At 72.3% G+C, this 24,998-nt stretch carries 25 protein-coding genes; 11 read left to right on the top strand and 14 right to left on the bottom strand.

Annotated elements, in window-relative coordinates:
* Window positions 1-47: 47 nt before the first annotated feature.
* The 3 genes from AB0C01_RS11105 to groES form a co-directional block, all read right to left on the bottom strand.
* Entirely contained in the window at window positions 48-1,679 is a 1,632-nt protein-coding gene (locus AB0C01_RS11105; protein WP_357570927.1) for a molybdopterin-dependent oxidoreductase, read from the bottom strand.
* 125 nt (window positions 1,680-1,804) lie between these two features.
* Window positions 1,805-3,445 (bottom strand): chaperonin GroEL, encoded by a 1,641-nt coding sequence (gene groL, locus AB0C01_RS11100; protein ID WP_357253458.1) that lies wholly within the window; start codon window positions 3,443-3,445, stop codon window positions 1,805-1,807.
* Between the two features lie 70 nt (window positions 3,446-3,515).
* Complete coding sequence (groES, locus tag AB0C01_RS11095) at window positions 3,516-3,830, bottom strand: co-chaperone GroES (protein ID WP_030330046.1); 315 nt, start codon at window positions 3,828-3,830, stop codon at window positions 3,516-3,518.
* Between the two features lie 258 nt (window positions 3,831-4,088).
* Here groES and AB0C01_RS11090 point away from each other — a divergent pair, with 258 nt between their 5' ends.
* The 8 genes from AB0C01_RS11090 to AB0C01_RS11055 all read left to right on the top strand — a co-directional run bounded on the left by AB0C01_RS11090 (window position 4,089) and on the right by AB0C01_RS11055 (window position 11,640).
* Complete coding sequence (locus AB0C01_RS11090; protein WP_357570926.1) at window positions 4,089-5,285, top strand: methyltransferase domain-containing protein; 1,197 nt, start codon at window positions 4,089-4,091, stop codon at window positions 5,283-5,285.
* 10 nt (window positions 5,286-5,295) lie between these two features.
* Window positions 5,296-5,775 carry a Cys-tRNA(Pro) deacylase gene (gene ybaK / locus AB0C01_RS11085; protein WP_357253462.1) on the top strand — a complete coding sequence of 160 codons (480 nt, stop codon included), beginning with the start codon at window positions 5,296-5,298 and terminating at the stop codon, window positions 5,773-5,775.
* A 180-nt stretch (window positions 5,776-5,955) separates the two neighbouring features.
* Window positions 5,956-7,041 carry a substrate-binding domain-containing protein gene (locus tag AB0C01_RS11080; RefSeq protein ID WP_357253464.1) on the top strand — a complete coding sequence of 362 codons (1,086 nt, stop codon included), beginning with the start codon at window positions 5,956-5,958 and terminating at the stop codon, window positions 7,039-7,041.
* A gap of 111 nt (window positions 7,042-7,152) precedes the next feature.
* Window positions 7,153-7,971: an ATP-binding cassette domain-containing protein gene (locus tag AB0C01_RS11075; RefSeq protein WP_357112382.1), complete on the top strand. Its 819-nt coding sequence runs from the start codon at window positions 7,153-7,155 to the stop codon at window positions 7,969-7,971.
* Window positions 7,968-9,230, top strand: a complete 1,263-nt coding sequence (locus AB0C01_RS11070) for an ABC transporter permease (protein WP_357253467.1) — start codon at window positions 7,968-7,970, stop codon at window positions 9,228-9,230. Before AB0C01_RS11075 ends, AB0C01_RS11070 begins: the two co-directional genes overlap by 4 nt.
* A 22-nt stretch (window positions 9,231-9,252) precedes the next feature.
* The gene (locus AB0C01_RS11065; RefSeq protein ID WP_357253469.1) at window positions 9,253-10,434 is read left to right on the top strand and encodes an ROK family protein; all 1,182 of its coding nucleotides are present in this window, start codon (window positions 9,253-9,255) and stop codon (window positions 10,432-10,434) included.
* A 19-nt stretch (window positions 10,435-10,453) separates the two neighbouring features.
* Complete coding sequence (locus tag AB0C01_RS11060; RefSeq protein WP_357253471.1) at window positions 10,454-10,759, top strand: DUF1707 domain-containing protein; 306 nt, start codon at window positions 10,454-10,456, stop codon at window positions 10,757-10,759.
* Window positions 10,760-10,899: 140 nt separating this feature from the next.
* Entirely contained in the window at window positions 10,900-11,640 is a 741-nt protein-coding gene (locus AB0C01_RS11055; RefSeq protein ID WP_357253472.1) for a DUF4142 domain-containing protein, read from the top strand.
* A 23-nt stretch (window positions 11,641-11,663) separates the two neighbouring features.
* Here the strand turns inward: AB0C01_RS11055 and AB0C01_RS11050 are convergent, their stop codons facing one another.
* From AB0C01_RS11050 to tsaB, 4 genes are read right to left on the bottom strand one after another with little or no spacing between them, the layout of a single operon-like run.
* On the bottom strand, window positions 11,664-11,918 hold the full coding sequence (locus AB0C01_RS11050) for a hypothetical protein (RefSeq protein ID WP_357253474.1): 255 nt from the start codon (window positions 11,916-11,918) through the stop codon (window positions 11,664-11,666).
* A 14-nt stretch (window positions 11,919-11,932) separates the two neighbouring features.
* The gene (gene tsaD, locus AB0C01_RS11045) at window positions 11,933-12,979 is read right to left on the bottom strand and encodes a tRNA (adenosine(37)-N6)-threonylcarbamoyltransferase complex transferase subunit TsaD (protein ID WP_357253476.1); all 1,047 of its coding nucleotides are present in this window, start codon (window positions 12,977-12,979) and stop codon (window positions 11,933-11,935) included.
* The gene (gene rimI / locus AB0C01_RS11040) at window positions 12,972-13,454 is read right to left on the bottom strand and encodes a ribosomal protein S18-alanine N-acetyltransferase (RefSeq protein WP_357570925.1); all 483 of its coding nucleotides are present in this window, start codon (window positions 13,452-13,454) and stop codon (window positions 12,972-12,974) included. The genes tsaD and rimI overlap by 8 nt, the downstream gene beginning before the upstream one ends.
* Window positions 13,451-14,128, bottom strand: a complete 678-nt coding sequence (tsaB, locus tag AB0C01_RS11035; RefSeq protein WP_357570924.1) for a tRNA (adenosine(37)-N6)-threonylcarbamoyltransferase complex dimerization subunit type 1 TsaB — start codon at window positions 14,126-14,128, stop codon at window positions 13,451-13,453. Before tsaB ends, rimI begins: the two co-directional genes overlap by 4 nt.
* Window positions 14,129-14,488: 360 nt before the next feature.
* Between tsaB and AB0C01_RS11030 the strand changes: the two genes are divergently transcribed.
* Window positions 14,489-15,193: a helix-turn-helix transcriptional regulator gene (locus AB0C01_RS11030; RefSeq protein WP_357253481.1), complete on the top strand. Its 705-nt coding sequence runs from the start codon at window positions 14,489-14,491 to the stop codon at window positions 15,191-15,193.
* A 48-nt stretch (window positions 15,194-15,241) separates the two neighbouring features.
* Here the strand turns inward: AB0C01_RS11030 and AB0C01_RS11025 are convergent, their stop codons facing one another.
* From AB0C01_RS11025 to AB0C01_RS11000, 6 genes are all read right to left on the bottom strand, one after another.
* A complete protein-coding gene (locus AB0C01_RS11025) occupies window positions 15,242-15,943 on the bottom strand; it encodes a uracil-DNA glycosylase (protein ID WP_141911135.1) in 702 nt (233 codons plus the stop codon).
* A gap of 65 nt (window positions 15,944-16,008) precedes the next feature.
* Window positions 16,009-16,491 (bottom strand): tRNA (adenosine(37)-N6)-threonylcarbamoyltransferase complex ATPase subunit type 1 TsaE, encoded by a 483-nt coding sequence (tsaE, locus tag AB0C01_RS11020; protein WP_184178621.1) that lies wholly within the window; start codon window positions 16,489-16,491, stop codon window positions 16,009-16,011.
* Complete coding sequence (locus AB0C01_RS11015) at window positions 16,488-17,591, bottom strand: alpha/beta hydrolase (protein ID WP_357253485.1); 1,104 nt, start codon at window positions 17,589-17,591, stop codon at window positions 16,488-16,490. Before AB0C01_RS11015 ends, tsaE begins: the two co-directional genes overlap by 4 nt.
* A 55-nt stretch (window positions 17,592-17,646) precedes the next feature.
* A complete protein-coding gene (gene alr, locus AB0C01_RS11010; protein ID WP_357253486.1) occupies window positions 17,647-18,765 on the bottom strand; it encodes an alanine racemase in 1,119 nt (372 codons plus the stop codon).
* 90 nt (window positions 18,766-18,855) lie between these two features.
* On the bottom strand, window positions 18,856-20,325 hold the full coding sequence (locus tag AB0C01_RS11005) for an NAD(P)H-hydrate dehydratase (protein ID WP_357570923.1): 1,470 nt from the start codon (window positions 20,323-20,325) through the stop codon (window positions 18,856-18,858).
* A gap of 55 nt (window positions 20,326-20,380) precedes the next feature.
* Window positions 20,381-20,749, bottom strand: a complete 369-nt coding sequence (locus AB0C01_RS11000) for a holo-ACP synthase (RefSeq protein ID WP_357253490.1) — start codon at window positions 20,747-20,749, stop codon at window positions 20,381-20,383.
* Window positions 20,750-20,923: 174 nt separating this feature from the next.
* On the opposite strand from AB0C01_RS11000, the gene AB0C01_RS10995 reads away from it, so the two are divergent.
* Together AB0C01_RS10995 and AB0C01_RS10990 are read left to right on the top strand one after the other, a co-directional pair.
* Window positions 20,924-21,220, top strand: a complete 297-nt coding sequence (locus AB0C01_RS10995) for a hypothetical protein (protein ID WP_357253492.1) — start codon at window positions 20,924-20,926, stop codon at window positions 21,218-21,220.
* Window positions 21,217-22,809, top strand: coding sequence for an alpha/beta hydrolase (locus AB0C01_RS10990; protein ID WP_357570922.1), 1,593 nt, complete (start codon window positions 21,217-21,219; stop codon window positions 22,807-22,809). Before AB0C01_RS10995 ends, AB0C01_RS10990 begins: the two co-directional genes overlap by 4 nt.
* Before the next feature lie 3 nt (window positions 22,810-22,812).
* On the opposite strand, the gene glmS is transcribed toward AB0C01_RS10990, so the two are convergent.
* Window positions 22,813-24,726: a glutamine--fructose-6-phosphate transaminase (isomerizing) gene (glmS, locus tag AB0C01_RS10985; protein WP_357253495.1), complete on the bottom strand. Its 1,914-nt coding sequence runs from the start codon at window positions 24,724-24,726 to the stop codon at window positions 22,813-22,815.
* Window positions 24,727-24,998: the final 272 nt, after the last annotated feature.

Here is a 24,998-nt window from a genome sequence, read left to right as displayed (position 1 = left end):
GCTGCGTACGCCGGTCACGGATCGTGGACGGTTGCCGCGACGGCCGGTCAGCGGACGTTGACGGTGACGGTGTGCCAGCCGGTGGCGCCGTCCGGGACGACGCCCTGCGTACGCTCGGTCTGGGTTTCGCCTGTCGCGTCCGTCGCACGGACCTGGAGCCGGTGCTCACCCGGCGTGGCGTCCCAACGCCAGGACCACTGCACCCAGGTGTCCACCGACACCGTCGGGGCCAACTCCGCCTGCTGCCAGTCGCCGCCGTCGACGCGTACCTCGACTCGGCTGATGCCCCGGTGCTGCGCCCAGGCCACACCGGCGACGGTGATCGGGCCGGTGGTCAGCCGGTTACGACTCCGGGGCGCGTCGATCCGCGACTGGGTCTTGATCGGCCCCTGGGCGGACCAGCCGCGCGGCACCCAGTACGCGTCGAAGTCGGCGAACCGGGTCAGTTCCAGCTCGGTCACCCATTTGCAGGCTGACACGTAACCGTAGAGGCCGGGCACCACCATCCGGACCGGGAAGCCGTGCTCGACCGGCAGTGGCTCACCGTTCATGCCGACGGCCAACAGCGCGTCCCGCCCGTCGCGCAAGGCGGCGGTGGGAGTGCCGCAGGTCCAGCCGTCGACCGACCGGCCGACGACCTGGTCGGCATCGTCGTCCGGGTCGACCTCGTCCAGCAACTCCCGAAGGGGTACGCCGAGCCAGCGGGCGTTGCCGATCAGGTCCCCGCCCACCTCGTTGGAGACGCAGGCCAGCGTGACGTACCGCTCGACCAGTGGACGGGCCAGCAGATCCGCGTAGCTGTAGGTCCGCTCGGTGCCGACCCGCCCGTGGATACGCAGCCGCCAGGTGTCCGGATCCACCTGGGGCACCACCAGTGCGGTGTCGATCCGGTAGAACTCGAAGTTCGAGGTGACGTACGGCGCGAGTTGTGTCAGTGCGAGGTCCGCGCCGGCCGGCACGGCCGGTGCGGGGGCCACGGGCGCGGGCAGTCGGATCGCCTCCCGGGCCGCGGACACCCCGCGCCGGCCGGCAAGCCAGCGCCCACCGAGACCGGCCACCACGGCCGTGCCGAGCAGCGCCCCGCTCCCGGCAAGGAACCGTCGCCGTGAGTCCGGGTCCACGTCGGCAGGCCCGACCGGCTCCTTCGCCGCTACGGATTGCCCGCCCGGAGGCACCGGCGCGGCGGGCGACACCGGCGCGGCAGGCGGCACGGTCGGTGTGGGTGGTGACCAGGGCCAGGGGTCCAGCTCGAACGGACCGGCGATGAACAACCAGAGCACCAGGGCGCCGAGCCCGGCGCCGACAAGCGACGGCAGCGCATCGGCCGCGTCGGCACCGGAGCGGGTCACGGCGGCGGCCACGCCGATGACACCGAACGCGGCGATGCCGGCAAGTCCGAATGCCAGTCGCCGGATCGCCAGCATGCCGAACAGCGCGGCGAACGCTGCGAGCAGCAGGCCGGTGCCGACCAGCAGTGCGATCTTGTCAGCGGTGCCGAAGAGGTCGATGGCGAGTTGCTTCAGCGACTCGGGAACGGCGTCGACGACCACTCCGCCGACCGCGACCAGGGGCGCCGACCGGGGGCCGGTCAGCACTGCCACCGGTTCGGCGATTCCGATCGCGACGGCGGCGGCGGTTACTCCGGCCAGCGCGGCGTAACGCCGCGACGTGGTGCTCATCGGCCCAGTGTGCGTGATCATCCGGCCCGGTAGCCAGCAACGTCAGCGTTCGGTAATGACCTGAGCAGACGAACGGGGCGCACCGCCGTACGACGGTGCGCCCCGCGACAGGTGTCGCTACCGGGTCAGAAGCCCGGGCCGTGCTGGTGGCCGTGACCGTGGCCGTGGCCGCCGCCGGCGGCCGGCTCGGCCTGCTCCGGCTTCTCCACCACGAGGCTCTCCGTGGTGAGCAGCAGACCGGCGATCGAGGCGGCGTTGGTGACCGCGTTGCGGGTCACCTTCACCGGGTCGATGATGCCGGCCTTGACCAGGTCGACGTACTCGCCCTTGGCGGCGTCGAGGCCGTTGCCCCAGTCCAGGTCGGCGACCTTCTGCGTCACGACGTAACCGTCGTGACCGGCGTTCTGGGCGATCCAGCGCAGCGGCTCGACGAGCGCCTTGCGCACGACCGAGACACCGACCTTCTCGTCACCGGTGAAGCCCAGGTCGTCGTCGAGGACCGAGCGGATCTGCACCAGGGCGGCGCCGCCGCCGGGCACGGTGCCCTCCTCGACCGCAGCCTTGGTCGCCGCGATGGCGTCCTCGATGCGGTGCTTGCGCTCCTTCATCTCGACCTCGGTGGCGGCGCCAGCCTTGATGACGGCGATGCCACCGGAGAGCTTGGCCAGCCGCTCGGCCAGCTTCTCCCGGTCCCAGTCGGAGTCGGAGGCCTCGATCTCCTTGCGGATCTGGGAGACCCGGTCGGCGACGTCGGCCTTCTGGCCACCGCCGTCGACGATCGTGGTGTTCTCCTTGTCGACCACGACGCGCCGGGCGGTGCCGAGCACCTCCAGGCCGACCTGGTCGATCTTGTAGCCCAGCTCCGGGGCGACCAGCTCGGCGCCCGTGGAGATCGCGATGTCCTGGAGCATCGCCTTGCGCCGGTCACCGAAGCCCGGGGCCTTGACCGCGCAGACCTTGAGGGTCTTGCGCAGCGAGTTGACCACCAGGGTGGAGAGCGCCTGGCCGTCCACGTCCTCGGCGATGATCAGCAGGGGCTTGCTGTTCTGCAGGACCTTCTCCAGCAGCGGCAGAAGCTCCTCGATCGCCGAGATCTTCTGGGTGGTGACCAGGATGTACGCGTCCTCGAGGACGGACTCCTGGCTCTCCAGGTCGGTGACGAAGTTCGGCGAGATGAAGCCCTTGTCGAACTGGAGACCCTCGGTCACGTCCAGCTCGGTGGTGAGCATGGAGCCTTCCTCGACGGTGATGACACCGTCGCGGCCGACCCGCTCCATCGCCTCGGCGATCAGGTCGCCGATCGTGGCGTCCTGCGCGGAGATCGTCGCCACGTTCGCGATCGACTCCTTGCTGGTGACCTCTGCGGCACGGCCGAGCAGCGCCTCGGAGACCTTGGTGGCCGCCGCGTCGATGCCCCGCTTGAGGCCGGCCGGGTTGGTGCCGGCGGTCACGTTGCGCAGACCCTCGCGAACCATCGCCTGGGCGAGCACGGTCGCGGTGGTGGTGCCGTCACCGGCGACGTCGTTGGTCTTGGTCGCCACCTCCTTGACGAGCTGCGCGCCAAGGTTCTCGTACGGGTTGGTGAGCTCGATCTCCTTGGCGATGGTCACACCATCGTTGGTGATCGTCGGCGCACCGAATTTCTTGTCCAGGACGACGTTGCGCCCGCGCGGGCCGAGGGTGACCTTGACCGCGTCCGCGAGGGCGTTGACACCGTGCTCCAGCAGGTGCCGGGCGTCGTCCGAGAAGCTCAGGATCTTCGCCATAAATGTCCCTTCGAAGCGCCATTGCCCCGGCCCGGCGAGCCGGACCGGGGCAGTGGCACTGATCGGTTGCTTACTTCTCGATGACCGCGAGGACGTCGCGGGCGGAGAGCACCAGGTACTCCTCGCCGGCGTACTTGACCTCGGTGCCGCCGTACTTCGAGTAGAGGACGGTGTCGCCGACCTGCACGTCAACCGGAACCCGGTTGCCGTTGTCGTCGACGCGCCCCGGACCCACAGCGAGGACAGTGCCCTCCTGCGGCTTCTCCTTGGCGGTGTCGGGGATCACGATGCCCGACGCCGTGGTGGTCTCAGCCTCGTTCGCCTGGACCACGATGCGGTCCTCGAGCGGCTTGATCGCAACCTTGGTCGCGGTAGTCACGGGCATACCCTCCTGGGGTACTGGTTTCGTTGCTGGTCGGCGGGGCCAACCAGCGTCAATCTGCCTCATGCCACCGGGCGGGGCCGTCGTCGCGGGTGCCGGTCCGCCTGGCGTGCGCACCCGGGTCGTGAGACCCGGAAGCTGGCACCCTCAGGGTGAGAGTGCTAATCGCAGGTTATTCCGTGGCTAGCACTCCGTCAAGGAGAGTGCCAGCGAGTCGCGCCCCGCCAGCCCGATTTCCGGGTCCACCCGGACAATGACGGGGTGGATCTCGATCAGCTGGCGGCGCTGCGTACCCCCGAGGGGTCGGCCGCGCTCACGGCGGCGGCCGGGCTGGCCGGCGGTGATCCGCTGGCCGCGGCGTCGGCCCTGCGCGCGGCCGGGGTGCCGCCGACGCTGGCCGCGGCGGCGCTCACCCAGGCCGAGCTGCGTCACCGGGCGGTCGGCAAGTTCGGTCCGGACGCCGCCGGGATGTTCCTCACCCGCCCCGGGCTGGAGCAGGCCACCCGCCGGGTGGTCGCCGATCGCCGGGCCGCACGGCTGCACGCGGCCGGCGTCCGCACCCTGGCCGACCTGGGCTGCGGCCTCGGCGCGGACGCGCTGGCCGCCGCCCGCGCCGGCATCCGGGTGTACGGCGTGGAGGCCGACCCGGTGACCGCCGCGATGGCCGCCGCCAACGCCGCGGCGGCCGGGCTGGATGACCTGTTCACCGTCGAGTGCGGTGACGCCACCGCGTTCGACGTCTCCCGCGTCGACGGGGTCTTCTGCGACCCGGCCCGCCGCACCAGCGGCACCGGACGACGGATCTTCGACCCGCGCGCCTACTCGCCACCCTGGGATTTCGTGACCGGGCTGGCCGAGCGGGTGCCGCGCACCGTGGTCAAGGTGGCGCCGGGGCTGGACCACGCGCTCATCCCGGCCGGGGCGGAGGCGGAGTGGGTCGGCGTGGACGGCGACCTGGTCGAGGCCGCGCTCTGGTGCGGTGAGCTGGCGGAGGTGCCCCGCCGCGCCACGCTCTACCGGCAGCAGGGCGTCGAGGCTCGCCGCCACCAGCTGACCGGCTCGGGTGCCGACGAGGCGCCGGTCGGGCCGCCCCGGCGCTTCCTGTACGACCCGGACCCGGCGGTGGTCCGCGCGCACCTCGTCGCCGAACTGGCCGGCGAACTGGATGCCACCCTCGGCGACCCGAGCATCGCCTACCTCTACGCCGACCGCCCGACCCGCACCCCGTACGCGCGCTGCCTGGAGATCACCGACGTGCTGCCGTTCTCGCTCAAGCGGCTGCGGGCACTGCTACGCGAGCGCCGGGTGGGTCGGGTGGAGATCCTCAAGCGGGGTTCGGCGCTCACCCCGGAGCAACTCCGGCGGGATCTGCGGCTGACCGGCGACGTCGCGGCGAGCCTGGTACTCACCCGGGTCGCCGGGGCGCCGACCGTGCTGATCGGTCGGCCGGTGGACTAGCGTCGCCGGTGTGGCAGGACAGGGCACGCCGGCGACGGCACTGTTGGTCAGGCGCGGGGTCGCGCATCGCACGCACCCGTACCGGGTGTCGCCGGACGCCCCCAACTACGGTGCGCTGGTGGCGGCGGCGCTGGGCGTGGCACCGGAGCGGGTCTTCAAGTCGTTGGTGACCGAGGTCGACGGCGCGCTCACCGTGGCGGTCGTACCGGTCACCGGCGAGTTGGATCTGAAGGCGCTCGCGGCGGCGGTCGGTGGCAAGCGGGCGGCGCTTGCCGACCGGGCGGTCGCCGAGCGGGCCACCGGCTACGTACGCGGTGGGATCAGTCCGCTCGGGCAGCGCAAGCGACTGCCCACCGTGCTCGACGAATCCGCGTTGGACCTTCCGACGATCTACGTCTCGGCTGGTCGGCGCGGCCTGCAACTCGAACTGGCCGCGCCGGATCTGGTGGCGCTCACCGACGCCCGCACCGCGCCGTTGCAGACCCGCTGACGACTCTCGTTACGTCGACTCCACCGTGGGATACCCGTGGAGTAACAGTCGCGTTGCTGAATTGTTATCGCTGCCAACAAACTGGGTACCTGCGCGGTCTTGTGGAGGCGGTGTGACGCGCAATACGTTGCCGGACACAACAAAAACAACACCTCCCCCACCCCCGAAAGGACCCTGCACATGCGTAAGGGGATCCTCACCATCGCCGCCGTGGGCCTGCTCACGACCGGCGGCTTGACCGCCTGTGGCGACGACTCCGGCGACAAGGCCGCCTCCGCAAAGACTCCCAAGATCGGCGTGATCCTCCCGGACAGCAAGTCCTCGCCACGGTGGGAGACTGCGGACCGTCGATTCCTGGAAGAGGCGTTCAAGACCGCCGGCGTCCAGTACGACATTCAAAACGCCCAGAACGACAAGGCCGCCTTCCAGACCATCGCCGACCAGATGATCACCAGTGGCGTCACCGCCCTCATGATCGTCAACCTGGACTCCGGCACCGGCAAGGCCGTGCTCGACAAGGCCAAGTCGCAGGGCGTCGCCACCATCGACTACGACCGGCTCACCCTCGGCGGCTCCGCCCAGTACTACGTCAGCTTCGACAACGAGACCGTCGGCAAGCTCCAGGGCGAGGGCCTGGCGAAGTGCCTGACCGACAAGGGTGCCAAGAACCCGGTCGTGGCGTACCTGAACGGCTCCCCCACCGACAACAACGCCACCCTGTTCAAGGCCGGCTACGACTCGGTGCTCAAGCCGAAGTTCGACTCGAAGGAATACACCAAGGGCCCGGACGACGCCGTGCCGGGCTGGGACGGCCCCACCGCCGCGACCATCTTCGAGCAGCAGCTCACCGCGACCAAGGGCAAGATCGACGGCGTGCTGGCCGCCAACGACACTCTCGGCAACGCCGCCATCTCGATCCTGAAGAAGAACAAGATCAACGGCAAGGTGCCGGTGACCGGCCAGGACGCCAGCGTCGAGGGCCTGCAGAACATCCTCGCCGGTGACCAGTGCATGACCGTCTACAAGGCCGTCCGGGAAGAGGCCAAGGCCGCCGCGGACCTGGCCATCGCACTGGCCAAGGGCGAGAAGAAGGACACCGGCCAGTCGGTGAAGGACGGTGACCGGGACGTCCCCTCGGTGCTGCTCACCCCGAAGGCCATCTACAAGGACAACGTCAAGGACGTCGTCGCCGACGGCTACGTGACCAAGGAGCAGCTCTGCACCGGGACGTACGCCGCGCTCTGCGCCGACGCCGGCATCAGCTGACGGACGCCGCAGTACCCGCCGGGACGACAATCGCCGCCCGGCACGGGAGCACCCTCCCGTGCCGGGCGGCGCCCGCCGGACGGGCCCCGACCCTCCCCTAAGGAGACCCCCGTGTCCGCGACCCCCCTGCTGGAACTCCGCGGGATCGACAAGAGCTTCGGTCCCGTCCAGGTGCTCCGCGACGTCGCCCTGACCGTCCACCCGGGTGAAGTGACAGCTCTGGTCGGCGACAACGGCGCCGGCAAGTCAACCCTGGTGAAGTGCATCAGCGGCATCCACCCCACCGACGCCGGTGAGTTCCTGTTCAACGGTGAACCGGTGCACATCGGCAGCCCCCGCGACGCCGCCACGCTCGGCATCGAGGTCGTCTACCAGGACCTCGCGCTCTGCGACAACCTGGACATCGTGCAGAACATGTTCCTCGGCCGCGAGCGGCGCAGCGGCATCGTCCTGGACGAGCCGACGATGGAACAGCTCGCCGCCGAAACCCTGGCCGGGCTCTCCATCCGCACCGTCACCTCACTGCGCCAGCACGTGTCGAGCCTCTCCGGCGGCCAGCGCCAGACCGTGGCCATCGCCAAGGCGGTGCTGTGGAACAGCAAGCTGGTCATCCTGGACGAGCCGACCGCCGCACTGGGCGTGGCACAGACCGCCCAGGTGCTCGAACTGGTCCGCCGCCTCGCCGACAACGGCCTGGCCGTGGTGCTCATCTCGCACAACATGAACGACGTCTTCGCCGTCTCCGACCGGATCGCCGCGCTGTACCTCGGCCAGATGGTCGCCCAGGTGAAGACCACCGACATCACGCATGCCCAGGTGGTCGAGCTGATCACCGCCGGGCGCTCGGGCGGGCTCGGCCTCGCCACCGACCCGGGCAGCAACGGCGACGGCCCGCAGCCGGCCGACTCGATCTCAGGAGGCGCCCGATGACCACCACCGCCGTGCGGAAGGACGGCCCCGCGGCCGTCACACCGCCGCCGACCGTCGGGGGCCACGTCCGCAACTACCTGAGTCGGGTACGCGGTGGCGACGTCGGCGCACTACCGGCCGTGCTCGGCCTGATCGTGCTCTGCACCGTCTTCGCGATCATGCGGCCGTCGTCGTTCCTGTCGGCCGGCAACTTCGCCAACCTCTTCACCCAGGGCGCGGCGGTCACGCTCATCGCGATGGGCCTGGTCTTCGTACTGCTGCTCGGCGAGATCGACCTCTCCGCCGGCTTCGCCAGCGGCGTCTGCGCGGCGGTACTGGCCAACGTGGTCACCGTGCTCGGCTACCCCTGGTGGGTCGCCGTGCTCGCCGCGGTCGCCACCGGCGTGGTCATCGGCACCACGCTCGGGTTGCTGGTCGCGAAGATCGGCATTCCGTCCTTCGTGGTCACTCTCGCCGGCTTCCTCGCCTTCCAGGGCGTCGTGCTGCTGCTCGTGCAGGAGGGCACCAACATCTCCGTCCGCGACGAGGTGCTGGTCGCCATCGCCAACCGTAACCTCGCTCCCGCGCTGGGCTGGGCGCTCACCGCTCTCGCGGTCGTCGGCTACGCGGCGGTGCAACTGCTGCGTTACCGCAACCGCGCGGCCCGTGGTCTGACCACCGACCCGATCGCGGTGGTCGCGTTGCGGATCGGCGGGCTCGCCGTCATCCTCGGCACGGCGATGTACGTCCTCAACCTCGAGCGCAGCCGCAACGTGCTGATCGTCTCGCTCAAGGGTGTGCCGATCGTGGTGCCGATCATCGCGGTGCTGCTGGTCATCTGGACCTTCGTGCTGCAACGCACCAGCTACGGCCGGCACATCTACGCCGTGGGCGGCAACCGGGAAGCGGCTCGCAGGGCCGGTATCGGCGTCGACCGGATCCGGATCTCGGTCTTCGTGATCTGCTCCTCCATGGCCGCCATCGGTGGCATCGTGGCGGCCAGCCGGGCCAACTCCGTCGACCCGAACACCGGGGGCAGTAACGTACTGCTCTACGCGGTCGGCGCGGCGGTGATCGGAGGCACCAGCCTCTTCGGTGGCAAGGGCCGTGTCCTCGACGCCGTACTCGGCGGCGCGGTGGTCGCGGTCATCGAAAACGGAATGGGCCTGATGGGTTACAGCGCGGGAGTCAAGTACGTGGTGACCGGCGTCGTGCTGCTCCTCGCCGCCAGTGTCGACGCGCTCTCCCGCCGCCGCGCGGCAGCCACCGGCACCCGCTGACCGCGCGGGAGGTAGCACCACGATGCGCCCAGGACCGAGTCAGGACGACGTGCGACGGCAGAACCTCGGTGCCCTGCTGCGACACGTACACGTCCACGGGCCGACGACGCGCGCCGAACTGACCACCACGCTGGGCCTCAACCGCAGCACCATCGGCGCGCTCACCGCCGACCTGTCCGCAGTGGGACTGGTCAGCGAGGGAGCGCCAAAGGAAACCGGCCGGGCCGGCCGACCGTCACTTGTCGTCCGGCCCGCGTCGGCCCGGGTGTACGCGTACGCGTACTCCGTGGAGGTGGACCGGTTGCGCGCGGCCCGGATCGGGCTGGGTGGCGCGGTCCTGGACCGCCGGGAGCTGGACCGGCCCCGCGGCCTGCTGGCCGCGGAGGCCGCGCCGCTGCTGGCCGGCGCGCTCAAGGAGATGCAGCAGACGGTGCCGCGCGACGCGATCTGCGTCGGTGCCGGCGTCGCGGTCTGCGGCATGGTCCGCCGCAACGACGGCCTGGTGCGGCTCGGCCCGACCACCGGCTGGGTGGACGAGCCGATCGGCGCGGCGCTCGCCGCCGAGCTGGGCATCGAGGTGCCGGTCACGGTGGGCAACGTGGCGGACGTCGCGGCGTTCGCCGAGCACGCGCGCGGGGTGGCGGCCGGCTGCGACAACGTCCTCTATCTGTACGGCGACGTCGGCGTGGGCGCCGGCATCATCGCCGGTGGCCGGCGGCTGACCGGGCACGGTGGGTACGGCGGCGAGGTCGGCCACATGAAGGTGGTCCTCGACGGCAGGCCCTGTGAGTGTGGCTCCCGGGGCTGCTGGGAGACCGAGATCGGCGAGCACGGTCTGCTCCGTGCCGCGGGACGCTCCGACGCCCGAGGTCACGACGCGCTGCTGGCCGTGTTCGACGCCGCCGACCGCGGTGACGCCCGCGCCCAGACCGCGGTCCGCCAGGCCGGTGACTGGCTCGGCTTCGGGCTGGCCAACCTGGTGAACGTCTTCAACCCGGAGATGGTCATCTTCGGCGGCACCATGCGCGACCTCTACCTCGCGTCGGCGGCCCAGGTTCGCAGCCGGCTCAACTCCAACGCGCTCGCCGCCTGCCTGGAGCACGTCCGGTTGCGTACGCCGAAGTTGGGCGAGGACGCCCCCCTGATCGGGGCCGCCGAGTTGGCCTTCGAACGACTCCTCGCCGATCCCCTCGACGTGGGCTGATCCGCGTACGCTGTCCAGCGTGGATGTCGAGCTGCGCGCTTCCGACGACGACCGCAACCGGGTGGTCGCCGAGCTGCACCGGCACACCGCGGCGGGCCGGCTGACCCTCGACGAGTTCTCCGATCGCTGCGGTGCGGTGTGGACGGCGCGCACCCTCGGTGACCTGGCCGCCCTGACCCGCGACCTGCCGGTCCTGCCCGACCCGACAGTCGACAGCGAGCCCGTCGGGCAGGGGCGTCGGGAGCTGCTGATGCTCTTCGCCGCCGCCGCTCTCACCCTGCTGCTGCTCGGCGGCTTCCTCGCCGTCACCCGCGGATCCGCCTGACCCGCTTCCCGCTGATCCGCCTCGCCCTCCGATGAACTGATCGCGTGATCAGTCCGTACCAGTGGTCGGACGGGCAGCCGGCAGGATCTGGCTGCCCGGTCCAGACGCGTTTCGGTCCGGACCGAGGAGGCCCCACAGACATGGCACCGCTGAGATCCGCCCATCGCCGACTGGGCAACCGGACCCACCGAGCGGCGCTGCTGCTCATCGCGATCGTCGCGGCGGTCGGTGTCCTGCCCGGCGTGGCCATTGCCGCGCCCGCCGGTGGTCAGCAGCTCAACGCCGCCGACATGACACTGCTCAACGGGGTCCGGTTGGCCGGGCTGTGGGAGATGCCCGCCGGCCAGATGGCCGCCGAGAAGGGCCAGTCGGCAAAGGTCCGGGAGATCGGCGCCGGCATCGCCAGCGAGCACCAGCGGCTCGACCAGCTCACGGTGGACGCGGCGAACAAGTTGGGCGCGAGCATCCCCAGCGAGCCGACAGCCGAGCAGAAGGGCTGGCTGGCCGAGATGCAGAAGGCCTCCGGCGCCCGCTTCGACCAGATCTTCGTCACCCGGCTCCGGGTCGCCCACGGCAAGATCTTCCCGGTGATCGGCGCGGTCCGGGCCAGCACCCGGGACGCCACCGTCCGCAAGCTCTGCGAGGACGCCAACACGTTCGTCCAGCACCACATGCAGATGTTGGAGAGCACCGGGCTGGTCCGCTGGCCGGAGCTGCCGCCGGCCGCGCTGCCCGCCCCCGGTGAGGACGGACTGTTGGCTGCCGCCGCCGCGAACGCCGGCCCGCAGGTCGGGGTCAGCAGCACCGTCGTCTGGCTGGTGTTCCTCGCCGCGCTGGGCACCGGCGGAATCGCCACGTACCGGATGCTGCGCCGCAGCTGAGCACCGCTCGTTGGTGGCTCGCGTCAGCGGTCGACCTGGGTGAAGTCCCAGGAGTGCGGAGCGCGGGCCACCAGCAGGGCGGGCGGATCGGGCAGCGGGCGCGGGGTACTGCGCCACTTGGAGATGACCACCACCCGGTGGTCGGTGGAGGAGAAGACCTCGCTGGAGACGTGGAGCGGGTCGTGCTCCAACTCGGGCAGTGCGGTCTCGCACACCCAGGTGATCAGGTCGGCGACGCCGTACGCCTCGGCGCGCGCCTCCCACATCCGTACGATCATGTCCGGCGCTCCCGTCACACGCTGACCGTGGTCAACGGCAGTGCCGAGTCGGCCGGCAGATCCAGTCGGCTGGGCGCGACCCCGGCGGCCACCAGGTGCGACCCGAGCGCCGCCACCATCGCCCCGTTGTCGGTGCACAACTTCGGCCGGGGCACCCGGACCTGGATGCCGTACTTCTCGGCTCGCTGCTCGGCCATCGCCCGCAGCCGCGAATTGGCCGCCACTCCCCCGCCGATCACCAACGTGTCGATGCCCTGCGCGCGGCAGGCGGCGAGCGCCTTGCTGGTCAGGACGTCGCAGACCGCCTCCTGGAAGGACGCGGACACGTCGGCCACCGGCACCGGCTCGCCGGCCCGCTCGCGCGCCTCGACCCACCGGGCCACCGCCGTCTTCAGCCCGGAGAACGAGAAGTCGTACCGGTGGGCGGCGAGATCCTTCGCGGCGGTCAGGCCGCGCGGGAACGCGATCGCGGCGGCGTCGCCGGCCCGAGCCTCCCGGTCGATCGGTGGGCCGCCCGGAAACGGCAGCCCGAGCAGCCGGGCGACCTTGTCGAACGCCTCGCCGGCCGCGTCGTCGATGGTGGCGCCCAGCGGGGTGACACCCCGGGCCAGGTCGTCGACGAGCAGCAGGGACGAGTGTCCGCCGGACACCAGCAGCGCGATGGCGGGTTCGGGCAGCGGACCGTGTTCGAGGGTGTCCACCGCGACGTGGGCGGCGAGATGGTTCACGCCGTACACGGGCTTCTCGGCGGCGAGCGCGTACCCCTTCGCGGCGGCGACACCGACCAGGAGCGCGCCGGCCAGCCCCGGCCCGGAGGTGACCGCGATCGCGTCGATGTCGGCAAGGGTCACGCCGGCCTCGGTCAGGGCCCGGTCCATGGTCGGCACGATGGCCTCCAGGTGTGCCCGACTGGCCACCTCGGGTACCACACCCCCGAACCGGGCGTGCTCCTCGACGCTGGAGGCGAGCGCGTCGGCCAGCAGGGTGTGCCCCCGCACGATGCCGACGCCGGTCTCGTCGCAGGAGGTCTCGATTCCCAGGATCAGCGGTTCGTCAGCCATGGTGGTGTGGTCCGTCCCCGGTCGGCTCGGCGTCGCGCCGCATCACCAGCGCGTCGGTGTTGCTCGGTTGGTAGTAGCCGCGCCGCACCCCGATCGGCTCGAACCCGTACGTCGCGTAGAGCCGCTGGGCTGCGGCGTTGTCCACGGCGACCTCCAACAGGGTGCTGCGGGCGTCACGTCGGGCCGCCTCGGCGAGCAGTTCCTCCAGCAGGGCGCGGCCCACACCGCGCCGCTGGGCGTCCCGGCGGACGGCGATGTTCTGGACCCACACCTCACCCGGCGGAACACCGGCGAGCCCGGCGTAACCGAGCACCGCGCCGTCCGCGTCGACGGCGACCCGGTAGTGGTGCCCGTTTGCCAACTCGTTCCAGAACATGGCCGGCGACCACTGCTCGGCGCCGAAGAGGTCAGCCTCGATCGGTAGCACGTCGTCGATGTGCCACCAACGGAACGGTTCGAGTCGTACCGCCGTCATGGCAGGACCGGTTTGCGGCCGGTCGCCACCACCGCGTCGGGCCGGCGCAGGTAGAGCGGGGTGAGCCGCTCACTGGCGGCACCCGCTCGGATCCGTTCGGCGGCGAGCAGCGCCAGCACGGTGGCGTCCGGGTACCGCGGCTCGACCCGGACGGGCAGCTCCAGGGCCTCGGCGTACCGGTGCGCCCCATCGCCCACCGCGATCGTCGCGCCCAACTCCCGAGCGCGCGCGGCGGCGACCGCCGGCCTGGACACCTCGGGGCCGACGATCCGCTCCCCGGCACCGTCGTAGACGGCCCAGTACAGCTCCTTGCGCCGGGCGTCGCTGGCGGCCAACACCGGCTCACCGGATGCCGCCGGGTAGCCGATGCCGTCGAGTGAGCACACGCCGTACGTGGGGATGCCGAGCACCTGGCCCATCGTCGCGGCCGTGACGAGGCCGACCCGCAACCCGGTGAACGGCCCCGGGCCGAGCCCGGCAACGATGGCGGCCAGGTCACGCGGGCGCGCGTCGACATCGGCGAGGACCGCGTCCACCTGGGGCGCGAGCAGTTCGCCGTGCGCGCGGGCGTCGACCGTGCACCGGTACGCCCGCGACGCCACGCCATCCGCCGAGACCTCCACCAGCGCCGCGGTCACCGCGGGGGTCGAGCTGTCCACCACGAGTACGAGCACGGTAAGCCAGCCTAGCCGCCCCGCCACCGCCCCCGGTCACGCCCCGCCCCGCCACGGTCCTCGGGACGCCCCGCCCACCCGCACCCCGCGGCCCCGCCGGGCGGCGAAGCGGCCGGGAGCGGCCGGGGAGCGAAGCGGCCGGGAGCGGCCGGGGAGCGAAGCGGCCGGGAGGGCCGACGCCACATCTCCTTTTGAGCGTGATGCCTGTGAGTCATCTTGATGACTCACAGGCATCACGCTCGCTGGGATGAGGCCCGCCGCCAGGTCATCGACCGGGGCGGTCCTCGGCCGGATCAGCGGCGAGTCGTCAATATGCCGCAGAGGTATCGCCGGCATTCGGCCTTGGTCCACCATGCCGGGATGCCATCCACTCGCCTTGTCACCCTTCTCGGCGCTACCGTGCGGCAGCAACGACACCTGCGCGAGCTGAGCCAGCGTCAGTTGGCCGCGCTGGCCGGGGTCAGCCAGGCTGCGGTGGCCAGGATCGAACGTGGCGAGCGTGCGCCGACCATCCCGGTGCTGGAACGGATGCTCGCTGCGATGGATGTGCAGCTGACCGTCGGGGTGGAGCCGCTGGACGCGCACCTTGACGCCCGGATGGACGCCCTGGCTGCTCAGCCGATCGCGGAGCGGATCGACGAGCTGGACCTGGATCGGTTGCTGGACCGGCTCAGCGATCTACCCCAGGTACTCACCGGGAGTACGGCTGCGCTGTTGCAGGGCGCGCCGGTGCCGGTGGAGGCGCTGGAGATCGCCGTGCGATGGCAGGACTCGAAGGTGTTGACCCGCTGGCTGGAGAGGAACTACAGCCAGCGGTGGAACGCCCGCTGGGGCGAGTTCGGCGGGGTGTGGTTGGAGCCCGAGGAGCCCGGCGAACACCGCTGGTCGACCCGGTACGGGGAGATCAGGGCCACGATGTGCGACGAGCTCCCCGAGACGATCGAGGTGCGCCACGGCGACCGGAGTTACCAGGTGGTGCCGCTTGTCGAGCTGGAGCTGACCGAGCCGCGCGCCGCCGATCTGCTACGCCGTTACCGGGACCGGCAATCGGCCAGCGGCGGCTGAACCAACCGCCGGCCGACCTGCGGGCAGCGCGCGCGGCCTGGTGCCAGCTCAGCCTGCGGTGCGCTCCCAGTCGATGGTGGGCAGGCCGGCGTCGGCGAGCGCCTTGTTGGCCGCGCTGAACGGACGGCTGCCGAGGAAGCCACGCGGGTTCATCGGGCTGGGGTGGCCGGCCTCCAGCACCACGTGCTGCGGATTGGTGACCAGCGCCGCCTTCTTGCGGGCGTAACCACCCCAGAGCAGGAAGACCACCCGGTCCGGCGAGGCGTCCAGCGCCCGGATGGTCGCGTCGGTGAACTCCTCCCAGCCGGCGTTGGCGTGCGAGCCCGGGGTGGCCTGGCGGACGGTCAGCACCGCGTTGAGCAGCAGCACACCCTGGGCGGCCCACCCGTCGAGGTTGCCGCTGCGCGGCTTGGGGACGCCGACGTCCTCGCCCAACTCCTTGAAGACGTTGCGCAACGACGGGGGCACTGTCACCCCGTCCCGGACGCTGAAGCTCAACCCGTGTGCCTGCCCGGCCCGGTGGTACGGGTCCTGCCCGAGGATCAGCACCCGGGTGCCCTGCGGCGGGCAGAGCCGGTACGCCGAGAACAGGTCCTCGAGAGGCGGGAAGACGGTCTGCGTGGCGTATTCCCGGGCGACGAACTCGGCCAACGCGGCGGTGCGGGCCGCGTCCAGGTGCGGGGTGAGCACGGCACGCCACTGCTCCGGCAACAGGGCCAGCAGGTCAAGGGCGGGGGCATCGTCGGGCATCAGGAACCTCTCACAGCTCGGGTCGGTCCCCCGCACTCTAGGCATCCGGTACGACAGCGGCCGGCCTAACCCAGGTCGGCGAGCCGCCGGGCCCAGTCGCCACCGATCGGGTCCAGCTCGACGATCCGGGTGTCGTCGTCGCGGCGGTCGATGCGGACCCGTAGGTGCGCGTCGACCAACTGCTCCACCAGTCCCTCGCCCCACTCCACCACCGTCACCGAGTCGTCCACCGAGGCGTCGAGGTCCAGGTCGTCGATCTCGGCGCGCGGATCGGTGGCGTCACCCAACCGGTACGCGTCGGCGTGCACCAGGGCGACCCGGCCACCTCGGGCCGGATCGGGGCGGTGCACCCGGGCGATCACGAAGGTCGGCGAGGTGATGTCGCCGACCACACCGAGCCCGGCGCCGACGCCCTGCGTGAGCGCGGTCTTACCGGCGCCCAGCGGACCGGTCAACAGCACCAGGTCACCGGCCCGCAGCAGCCCGGCCAGGCGCCGGCCGAACTCCCGGGTGTCCTCGACGGTCGGCAGCTTGACGACGTGACTCACCGTTCCTCCGACTTTCCAAGTGATTCGAGGAACCGCGCGAGCGCGGCGTTGACCTCGTCAGCATGCTCCAACATCACCACGTGACCGCTGTCCTTGATCTTGACGAACTCGGCGTGTGGCAGCCGCCGGACGATCTCCTCGGAGTGGACCACCGGGGTGATCATGTCCTTGTCGCCGACCACCACCAGCACCGGCGTCGCGGCCAACGCCGCGAGGGCCGGGAAGCGAGAGTGGGTGGCCAGGGTCCGCAGGTAGCGGGTCACCGTGTCGGCCGACGTCCGGGAGTTCATCATCTCGACGTACGAGACCAGTGTGGGGCTGGGCTTGCGGGTGCCGAAGCCGTACTTGCGGGTCAGCAGCCAGGCCACGTTCGACGTCGACTTGCGGGCCTTGTCGATCACCGGCCCGCCGTAGCGGGTGGCGTTGCTGACCATGTAGAGCACCGGGCCGCCAACCCGGCCGAGCAGCGCGGGCGCGACCAGCTTGGTCTCCGCGACGAGCCCGCCCGAGGTGGCCATCAGGACGGTGCCCACCACCCGGTCACCGAACAGCTCCGGAAACAGCTCGGCGAACGCCATGATGGTCATGCCACCCATCGAGTGGCCGACCAGCACCAGTGGCCCGTCCGGGGCGGTGCGGTCGATCACCTGGCGCAACGTCCGGCCGAGCACCGTGAGGTCGTACTCGCCGGTCTCCAGCCGGCCGGACCGACCGTGCCCGGGCTGGTCGTACGCGACGACGCGGTAGTCACCGCGGGCGGCGAGCATCTGGCGCTGGAAGTGGAACGTCCCCATGTCCAGGCAGAAGCCGTGCACCAGCACCACCGTGGGGTGCCCCGGCACCGGCCTGGTCGGCTCGACCACCTCGACGTGGATGTCGGTGCCGTCCGGCAACTCCAGGCGGAACGCCTCGTCGTACCGTTGCTCGCCGAACATCTCGTGCGCGTAGCGGTCGGCCGGGTCGGCCTTGAGCCGGCGGACCAGGGTGCGCTCGGTCGCGACCCCGGCCGCCAGGCCCGCGGCGGCAACGCCCACCGCGGCGCCGACGATCCCCGCGACCCGGCCCACCGCGGTCCGCGGACGCGGAATGCGGTAGCTCACGGCGTCACCTCGGTTCGCGACTGCGGGGCTCGCAACCCCGGCTCACTCCTCGCGCTCACGGCCGCTCGCCGTCGTAGACCCGCGGCACCCGCGTGCTGCCGAACCGGGTCACGATCTCGTAGTTGATCGTGCCGGCGGCCTCGGCCCAGTCGTCGGCTGTCGGCTCGCCGTCCGCGCCGCTGCCGAAGAGCGTCGCCACGTCGCCGTCCGCCACCCGGTCGTCGCCGCAGTCGAGCACGAACTGGTCCATGCAGACCCGCCCCGAGATCGTCCGCCGGACGCCACCGAGCTGCACCGGACCGGCGTTGGAGGCGTGCCGGGGAACCCCGTCGGCGTACCCGAGTGGGACCACGGCGAGATTCGCGTCGGATTCCGTGGTGTAGGTGTGCCCGTAGGAGACTCCGGTGCCGGCGGGAACCCGCTTGGTGAGCATCACCCGGGCGCGCGCGGTCATCGCCGGTCGCAGACCGTACGTCTCGCCGGCCACCGGGGAGAGCCCGTAGATGGCCAGACCGGGGCGGACCAGGTCGAAGTGGGTGTCCGGGCGGGTCAGGGTGGCCGCCGAGTTGGCGAGGTGCCGCCAGCGCGGTCGCAGCCCGGCCCGCTCGACCATGGCCAGCCCCTCGTGGAAGACGGCCAGTTGACGGTCGATGGTGGGGTGGCCGGGCAGGTCCGCGTACACGAAGTGGCTCCACACGCCGACCACCTCGACCAGGCCGTCGGCCTGCGCCTTCGCGGCGGCGTCCAGCAGCGCCGGCCAGTCGGCGACGGTCGCCCCGCCCCGGGACAACCCAGTGTCGATCTTCAGGTGCAGGCGGACGGGGCGCCCGGCGAGCCGGCTCGCCTCGATCATCTCGTCCAGTTGGGACAGGCTGGCCGCGCTCAGGTCCACCCCGGCGCCGACCCCCTCGTGCAGCGGTAGGCCGGGCGCGAGCAGCCAGGCCAGCACCGGCTCGGTCACTCCGGCCCGCCGCAGGGTGAGCGCCTCGTCGAGGGTGCAGACACCGAGCCAGTCCGCGCCGGCGTCGAGCGCCGCGCGAGCGGCGGGGAGCATCCCGTGGCCGTACCCGTCGCCCTTGACCACCGCCATCAACTCGGCGGTGGTGCCGGAGCGGAGCCTGCTCACGTTCTCGCGGATCGCGTCAAGATCGACGCGTACCTCGGCCTGCCACATGCGCCCAGCCTACTTTCCGTGGAGATCAGCGCGGGCGGCGACGCACGCCCCGCACGGCCGATCCGGTCGTTCCGCCCGGAACCGGCCCGATCAGCCCAGGCGGGCGACGACCGGGCGCAGCGCGGTCACCACGTCGGGCGCGGTCACCGGCCCGCTCCGGGCCGCCTCCCGGCCGGCGAGCCCGTGCAGGTACGCGGCCGCGGCCGCGGCCCGATCGGCGGGCACACCGGCCGCCAGGAGTGAGCCCAGCAGCCCGGCCAGCACATCGCCGGTGCCGCCGGTGGCCAGTGCCGGGGAACCGGTCGGGTTGACGTACGCCCGACCGTCAGGTGTGCCGATCACCGTGCGGTCGCCCTTGAGCAGCACCACCGCCTTCATCCAGGCGGCCAGCCGCAGCGCGGCGCCGACCCGGTCGGCGCCGGGGTCCTCACCGCAGAGTCGGGTGAACTCGCGGTCGTGCGGGGTGACCACGATCGGCGCGTCCCGACCGCGGAGCTGGTCGGCGAGCGACCCGTCCACCAGCAGGGTCAACGCGTCGGCGTCGAGCACCACGGGCACCGGGGCGGCCAGCACGGCGCGCAGCTCGACCGCCGCGTCGGCACCGGTGCCCAGCCCGGAGCCACAGACCCAGGCCTGCACCCGACCCGCGTCGGCGACCCGCCCACTGGCGATCACCGAGGGGTGCTGGTGCAGCACCTCGGCGCGGGCGCTGCCGGCGTAGCGGACCAGGCCGGTCGGCCCGGCCAGCGCACCGCCCACGGAGAGCACCGCCGCACCCGGGTAGGTCGCCGAGCCGGTCGCCACCCCGACCACACCCCGCGTGTACTTCTCCGACGCCGGACCCAGCTCCGGCCACCAGTCGATGACGTCGGACCACTCGGTGACCCGCAGCGCCGGGGTGCCCCGCAACCAGGGCCGCAGCCCGATGTCGACGAGCTCCACCTGGCCGGCCAGGGAGGCGGCCGGCCCGACCACCAGGGCGGGCTTCAACGCGCCGAACGCCACCGTCACGTCGGCGTGCACCGCGTTCGGTCGGCCGGACGGGGCCAGCGGCACGTCCCCGGTGTCCACCGCGACGCCGCTCGGCACGTCCACCGCCAGCACGGTGGCCCGGTCACCGTCACGTCCGCGCAGCTCACCGAGCCGTTGCGCCACCGAGTCCGCGCCGGTCCGCAGCCCCCCGGTGCCACCGATGCCGACGATGCCGTCGAGTACCAGGTCGACCGGGCCGGTGGGCTGGTCGACCAGCCGACCGCCGGCCGCTCGCAGCGCGGCCAGTCCCGCCTCGTGCGCCCGCCCGGGAGTGAGGAGCAGGACGGACACCTGGACACCCCGGCGGGCCAGTCGCTCCCCCGCGTACAACGCGTCGCCGCCGTTGTCGCCGGAACCGACGAGCAGCAGCACCCGGCCGCCGTAGACGCCGCCGCGCTCGGCGAGCAGCAGTGCGGCCCGGCGGGCCAGCCCGGCGGCGGCGCGCTGCATGAGCGTCCCCTCCGGCAGCGTGCCCATCAGCCCCGCCTCGGCCGCCCGCACGTCGGCCACCCGCCACACCGCTCTCATGCCACCGTCTCCCCATCAGTTCACGGGTGGACCCGACCGGCCCGCCCGGTCGACGTCACCGTTCCGCGACCACCATCGCCGACGCGATCCCCCCGTCGTGCGACAACGAGAGATGCCAGTGGTTGACCCCGCGCGCCTCGGCCGCCGCTGCGACGGTGCCGGCGACAGCCAGCCAGGGACGGCCGTCCGGATCGGCCCTGATCTCGCAGTCGTGCCAGCTCAGCCCGGCCGGGGCGCCGAGCGCCTTGGCCACGGCCTCCTTGGCGGCGAACCGGGCGGCGAGCGACTCCGGCGGGCGCGGGCCGCCGGAGCGGGTGTGCCGCTCGGCGCTGGTGAAGAGTCGGTCGGCGAGCAGCGGCGTCCGTGCCAGGGCCCGGGCGAACCGGTCGACCAGGACCACGTCGATGCCGACAGCGACGATCACGATCACACCCTACCGGCGGCCGGGGCCGGAGATTAGCCGTCGGGGCCACGGTGGGCAACGCCTGTGGACAGGCCGGGGTACGACCCACCGCCCGCTGTCCACAGGGCACTCCGGCGCCCACCACGCCCGCCTAGCGTCAGCGCGTCGATGCCGATCGTCCACGGGGGTGTGGTCATGACCGATGAGCTGTTCGCCGTCCGGCCCGAGGAGCTGCGGGCGGTCGCCGGCACGCTCGACGACGAGGCGTACCGGCTGGCGTTGGGCCTCGCAAGGGTGCCGGAGCTGCTGGTGGTCGCGCCCGAGTGGAGGGCCGGCGCGGCTCTGGCCGGGCTGGAGGCGGCCGGGCACGCCTGGTTCTGCCGGCTGGGTGCTCGGGTCGCGGCGACCTCCGGTGGAGTCCGGGCGGCGGCCGAGGCGTACGAGACGGTCGACGACCGGGCCGCCGGCCGGTTCGCCGCGCTCCCCCGGTGAGCGGCGTCGGCTACCGGCAGCTGTGGGCGGCCGATCCGGGCGGCTGGCGGACCGCCGGGGTGGCCTGGGCCGGGCTGACCGGGCCGGTCGACCGACAGGTCGGCGAGTTGGGGGCGGCCGGCACGCGCCTGCGCAGCGGTTGGTCCGGTGCGGCAGCCACCGCGGCGGATGCCCGGCTCGCCGGTCTCGGTGCCGAGCTGGCCTCGGTCACACCCGCACTGATCGAGGTCGACCAGGTGCTGGCCGAGCTGGCGGGCCGGCTGACGGTCGCGAAGGCCCGGCTCGCGGAGGCGGTCACCCGGGCGGACGCGGCCGGGCTGGTGGTGGACCGCGCGGGCGGGGTGCACGTCGATCCCACCCGGGTTCGGCCCACCGAACGGACCAGCGTCGTGGCCGCTTCGGTGGCGGCGGCCCTACGCGACGCGCTCGACGGAGCCGGGGCGGCGGATCGGGTCGCCGCGGACCGGCTGGACGAGCTGACCCGGGCCGCCGGCTCGGGGTGGGCGTCCCCGCCACCGCCGGGTCGGCCGGCGGCCGGTGCCGCACCAACGCTTGTGCGCGCCTGGTGGGCAGGGTTGACCCCGACGCAGCGACGGTGGCTGATCGGGCACGAGAGTGCGCTGGTCGGCCGTTTGGACGGGGTGCCGGTCGCCGCCCGGGACCAGGCCAACCGGCTGCGGCTCGGGGTCTGGCGCGCGGAGTTGCTGGCTGAACGGCAGCGGTTGCTGACCCGGGTGCCGCCGGGGCCGCTCACGACGCTCCGCCTGCACGGGGTGGCCGGGCGGTTGGCCGGCCTGGACGCGTTGGCCGGGCGGCTGGCGGCGGACGGGGAGCCGCGGGCGTACCTGCTGCGGCTGGACACGGCCGGTGAGGGCCGGGTGGTGCTGACGCTCGGCAACCCGGACCAGGCCGACCGGGTGCTCACCTACGTGCCGGGGATGGGTTCCGGGCTGGACGACGCTCCCGGTGAGTTGGGCAGGGCGGCGCGGGTGCTGGACCGGTGCGCCACCCTCGCCCCGGGTGAGCGCAGCGCGGCGGTGCTCTGGTTGGACTACGACGCTCCGGACTTCGTGACCGCAGCGGCGTCGGCGGGCCAGGCAAACGACGCCGGCCCGGCGCTGCACCGCTTCCAGGAGGGGCTGCGGGCCAGCCACGAGGGGCCACCGGCCCGGCAGACCGTGCTCGGGCACAGCTACGGGTCACTGGTGGTGGGGACGGCCGCGCGGGAGCACGGGCTGGCCGCCGACGCGCTGGTCTTCGTCGGCTCGCCCGGGGTCGGCGCGTCGCACGCCGCCGAGCTGGGCGTGCCACCCGGTGAGGTCTGGGCCAGCCGCGCCCCGGACGACGTGATCCGCGTCGCCCGCCCGGTTGACGAGTTCGCCCGGCGCGCCCTGCTCGGCCCGGCTTCACTGGCCGCGGTGCTGGGCTGGCCCGACCGGAGCGGGCACGAGCTGTGGTTCGGTCACGACCCGTCGGATCCGGGGTTCGGCGGTCGGGTCTTCGGCAGCGGGCGAAGCGGGCACACCGGTTACTGGGACCCGGGCAATCCCGCGCTGGACGGGATGGCCCGGGTCGTGCTGGGGCGTTGAGGCCTATTCGACGGTGACCGACTTGGCCAGGTTGCGGGGCTGGTCCACGTCGTGCCCACGGGCGTCGGCGATCTCGGCGGCGAGCACCTGCAACGGCACCGTGGTGACGAGCGGGGCCAGCAGCGTCGGCGTACGCGGCACGTAGATCAGGTGGTCGGCGTACCGGACGACGGCCTCGTCGCCCTCTTCGGCGATCACAATGGTCCGCGCGCCACGGGCCCGGACCTCCTGGATGTTGGAGACGACCTTGTCGTGCAGCATGCCCCGGCCGACCGGCGAGGGCACCACGCAGATCACCGGTGTGCCCTTGTCGATCAGGGCGATCGGGCCGTGCTTCAGCTCGCCGGCCGCGAAGCCCTCGGCGTGCATGTACGCCAACTCCTTGAGCTTCAGCGCGCCCTCCAGGGCCACCGGGTAGCCCACGTGCCGGCCGATGAACAGCACGGTTGGCTCGGACTTCAACTCCCGGGCCAGCTCACGGACGGGCTCGATCCGGTCGAGCAGCTCCCGCAACTTGCCCGGGATCTCCTGCAACTGCGCGACCACCGCGCCCACCTCGTCGGCGAACTTGATCCCGCGCACCTGGGCCAGGTGCAGGCCGATCAGGTAGCAGGCGACGACCTGGGTGAGGAACGCCTTGGTGGACGCGACGGCGATCTCCGGCCCGCCATGGGTGTAGAGCACCGCGTCCGACTCGCGGGGGATCGTCGAGCCGTTGGTGTTGCAGATCGCCAGCACCCGGGCCTTCTGCTCCTTGGCGTGGCGCAGCGCCATCAGGGTGTCCATCGTCTCGCCGGACTGGGAGATCACCACGATCAGCGTGGACCGGTCGAGCACCGGGTCGCGATAGCGGAACTCGCTGGCCAGCTCCACCTCGCAGGGGATCCGCGTCCAGTGCTCGATGGCGTACTTGGCGACCATGCCGGCGTGGTACGCCGTGCCGCAGGCCACGATGAAGATCTTGTCGACGTCGCGCAGGTCCTGGTCGCTGAGGCGGACCTCGTCGAGGGCGATCTCACCGGTCTCGGTGAGCCGGCCGAGCAGCGTGTCGGCGATGGCCTGCGGCTGCTCCTCGATCTCCTTGAGCATGAACCAGTCGTAGCCGCCCTTCTCGGCCGACGAGGAGTCCCAGTCGATGTGGAAGTCCTTGCCGGTGGCGGGCTGACCGTCGAAGTCGGTGATCTCGATGCTGTCGGCGGTGATCAGCACGATCTGGTCCTGGCCCAGCTCGACTGCTTCCCGGGTGTGCTCGATGAACGCGGCCACGTCGCTGGCCAGGTAGTTCTCGCCGTCGCCCCGGCCGACGACGAGCGGCGAGTTGCGCCGGGCGCCGACGACCGCGCCGGGCACCGAGGCGTCGACGGCGAGCAGCGTGAAGGCGCCTTCCAGCCGCTGGCAGACGACGCGCATGCCGGCGGCGAGCAACTGCGGGCCGTCCGGCTGGCCGGCGGCACGCAGGTCGGCAAGCGCGGCGGCGAGCAGGTGCGCGGCGCACTCGGTGTCGGTGTCGCTGGCGAACTGGACGCCGTCGGCCTCCAGCTCGGCGCGGAGCCTGGCGAAGTTTTCGATGATGCCGTTGTGGATGACCGCGACCCGTCCGTCGCCGGCGACGTGCGGGTGGGCGTTGCGGTCGGTCGGGCCACCGTGGGTGGCCCACCGCGTGTGCCCGATGCCGGTGGTGCCGTCACCGATCCCGATCGGGCTGGCCGCGCAGGAGGCCGGGTCCTCGGCGGCCCGCTCGGAGAGCATCTTCTCCAGGTTGGCCAGCTTGCCGGCCTTCTTCTCGGTCAGCAGCTGGTCGTCGCAGACGATTGCCACGCCCGCCGAGTCGTAGCCGCGGTATTCCAGCCGCCGCAGCCCGTCGAGGACGATGCCGAGAGCGGGGCGCGCGCCCGCGTATCCCACGATTCCACACATGGCCCGCAGCCTAACCCAGTTTCACTCATGATGGGTGCTCGAAAGTCGGGTTATCAATCACGGAATCTGAGCGATCGGGGTCTGGGCGGCCACAACGGGACGAGCGTCGCAGGCCGTTCGTGCCCCACCCCGGAGGGCAGGGTTGCGGCGCGCCAGCGGGTGCGAAAGTCTCTCGACGGGTTTGGCGCTCCCGTCCACGGCCCGTACGTCCTACCCACTCCCGCCCGGAGCAGCCATGACCGACGCGCCCTCGCCCGACCCGTCGCCCTCAC

The organism is Micromonospora sp. NPDC048905 (assembly GCF_040649655.1).
Taxonomy (GTDB): domain Bacteria; phylum Actinomycetota; class Actinomycetes; order Mycobacteriales; family Micromonosporaceae; genus Micromonospora.
This window is presented reverse-complemented; position numbering and strand designations above follow the sequence as displayed.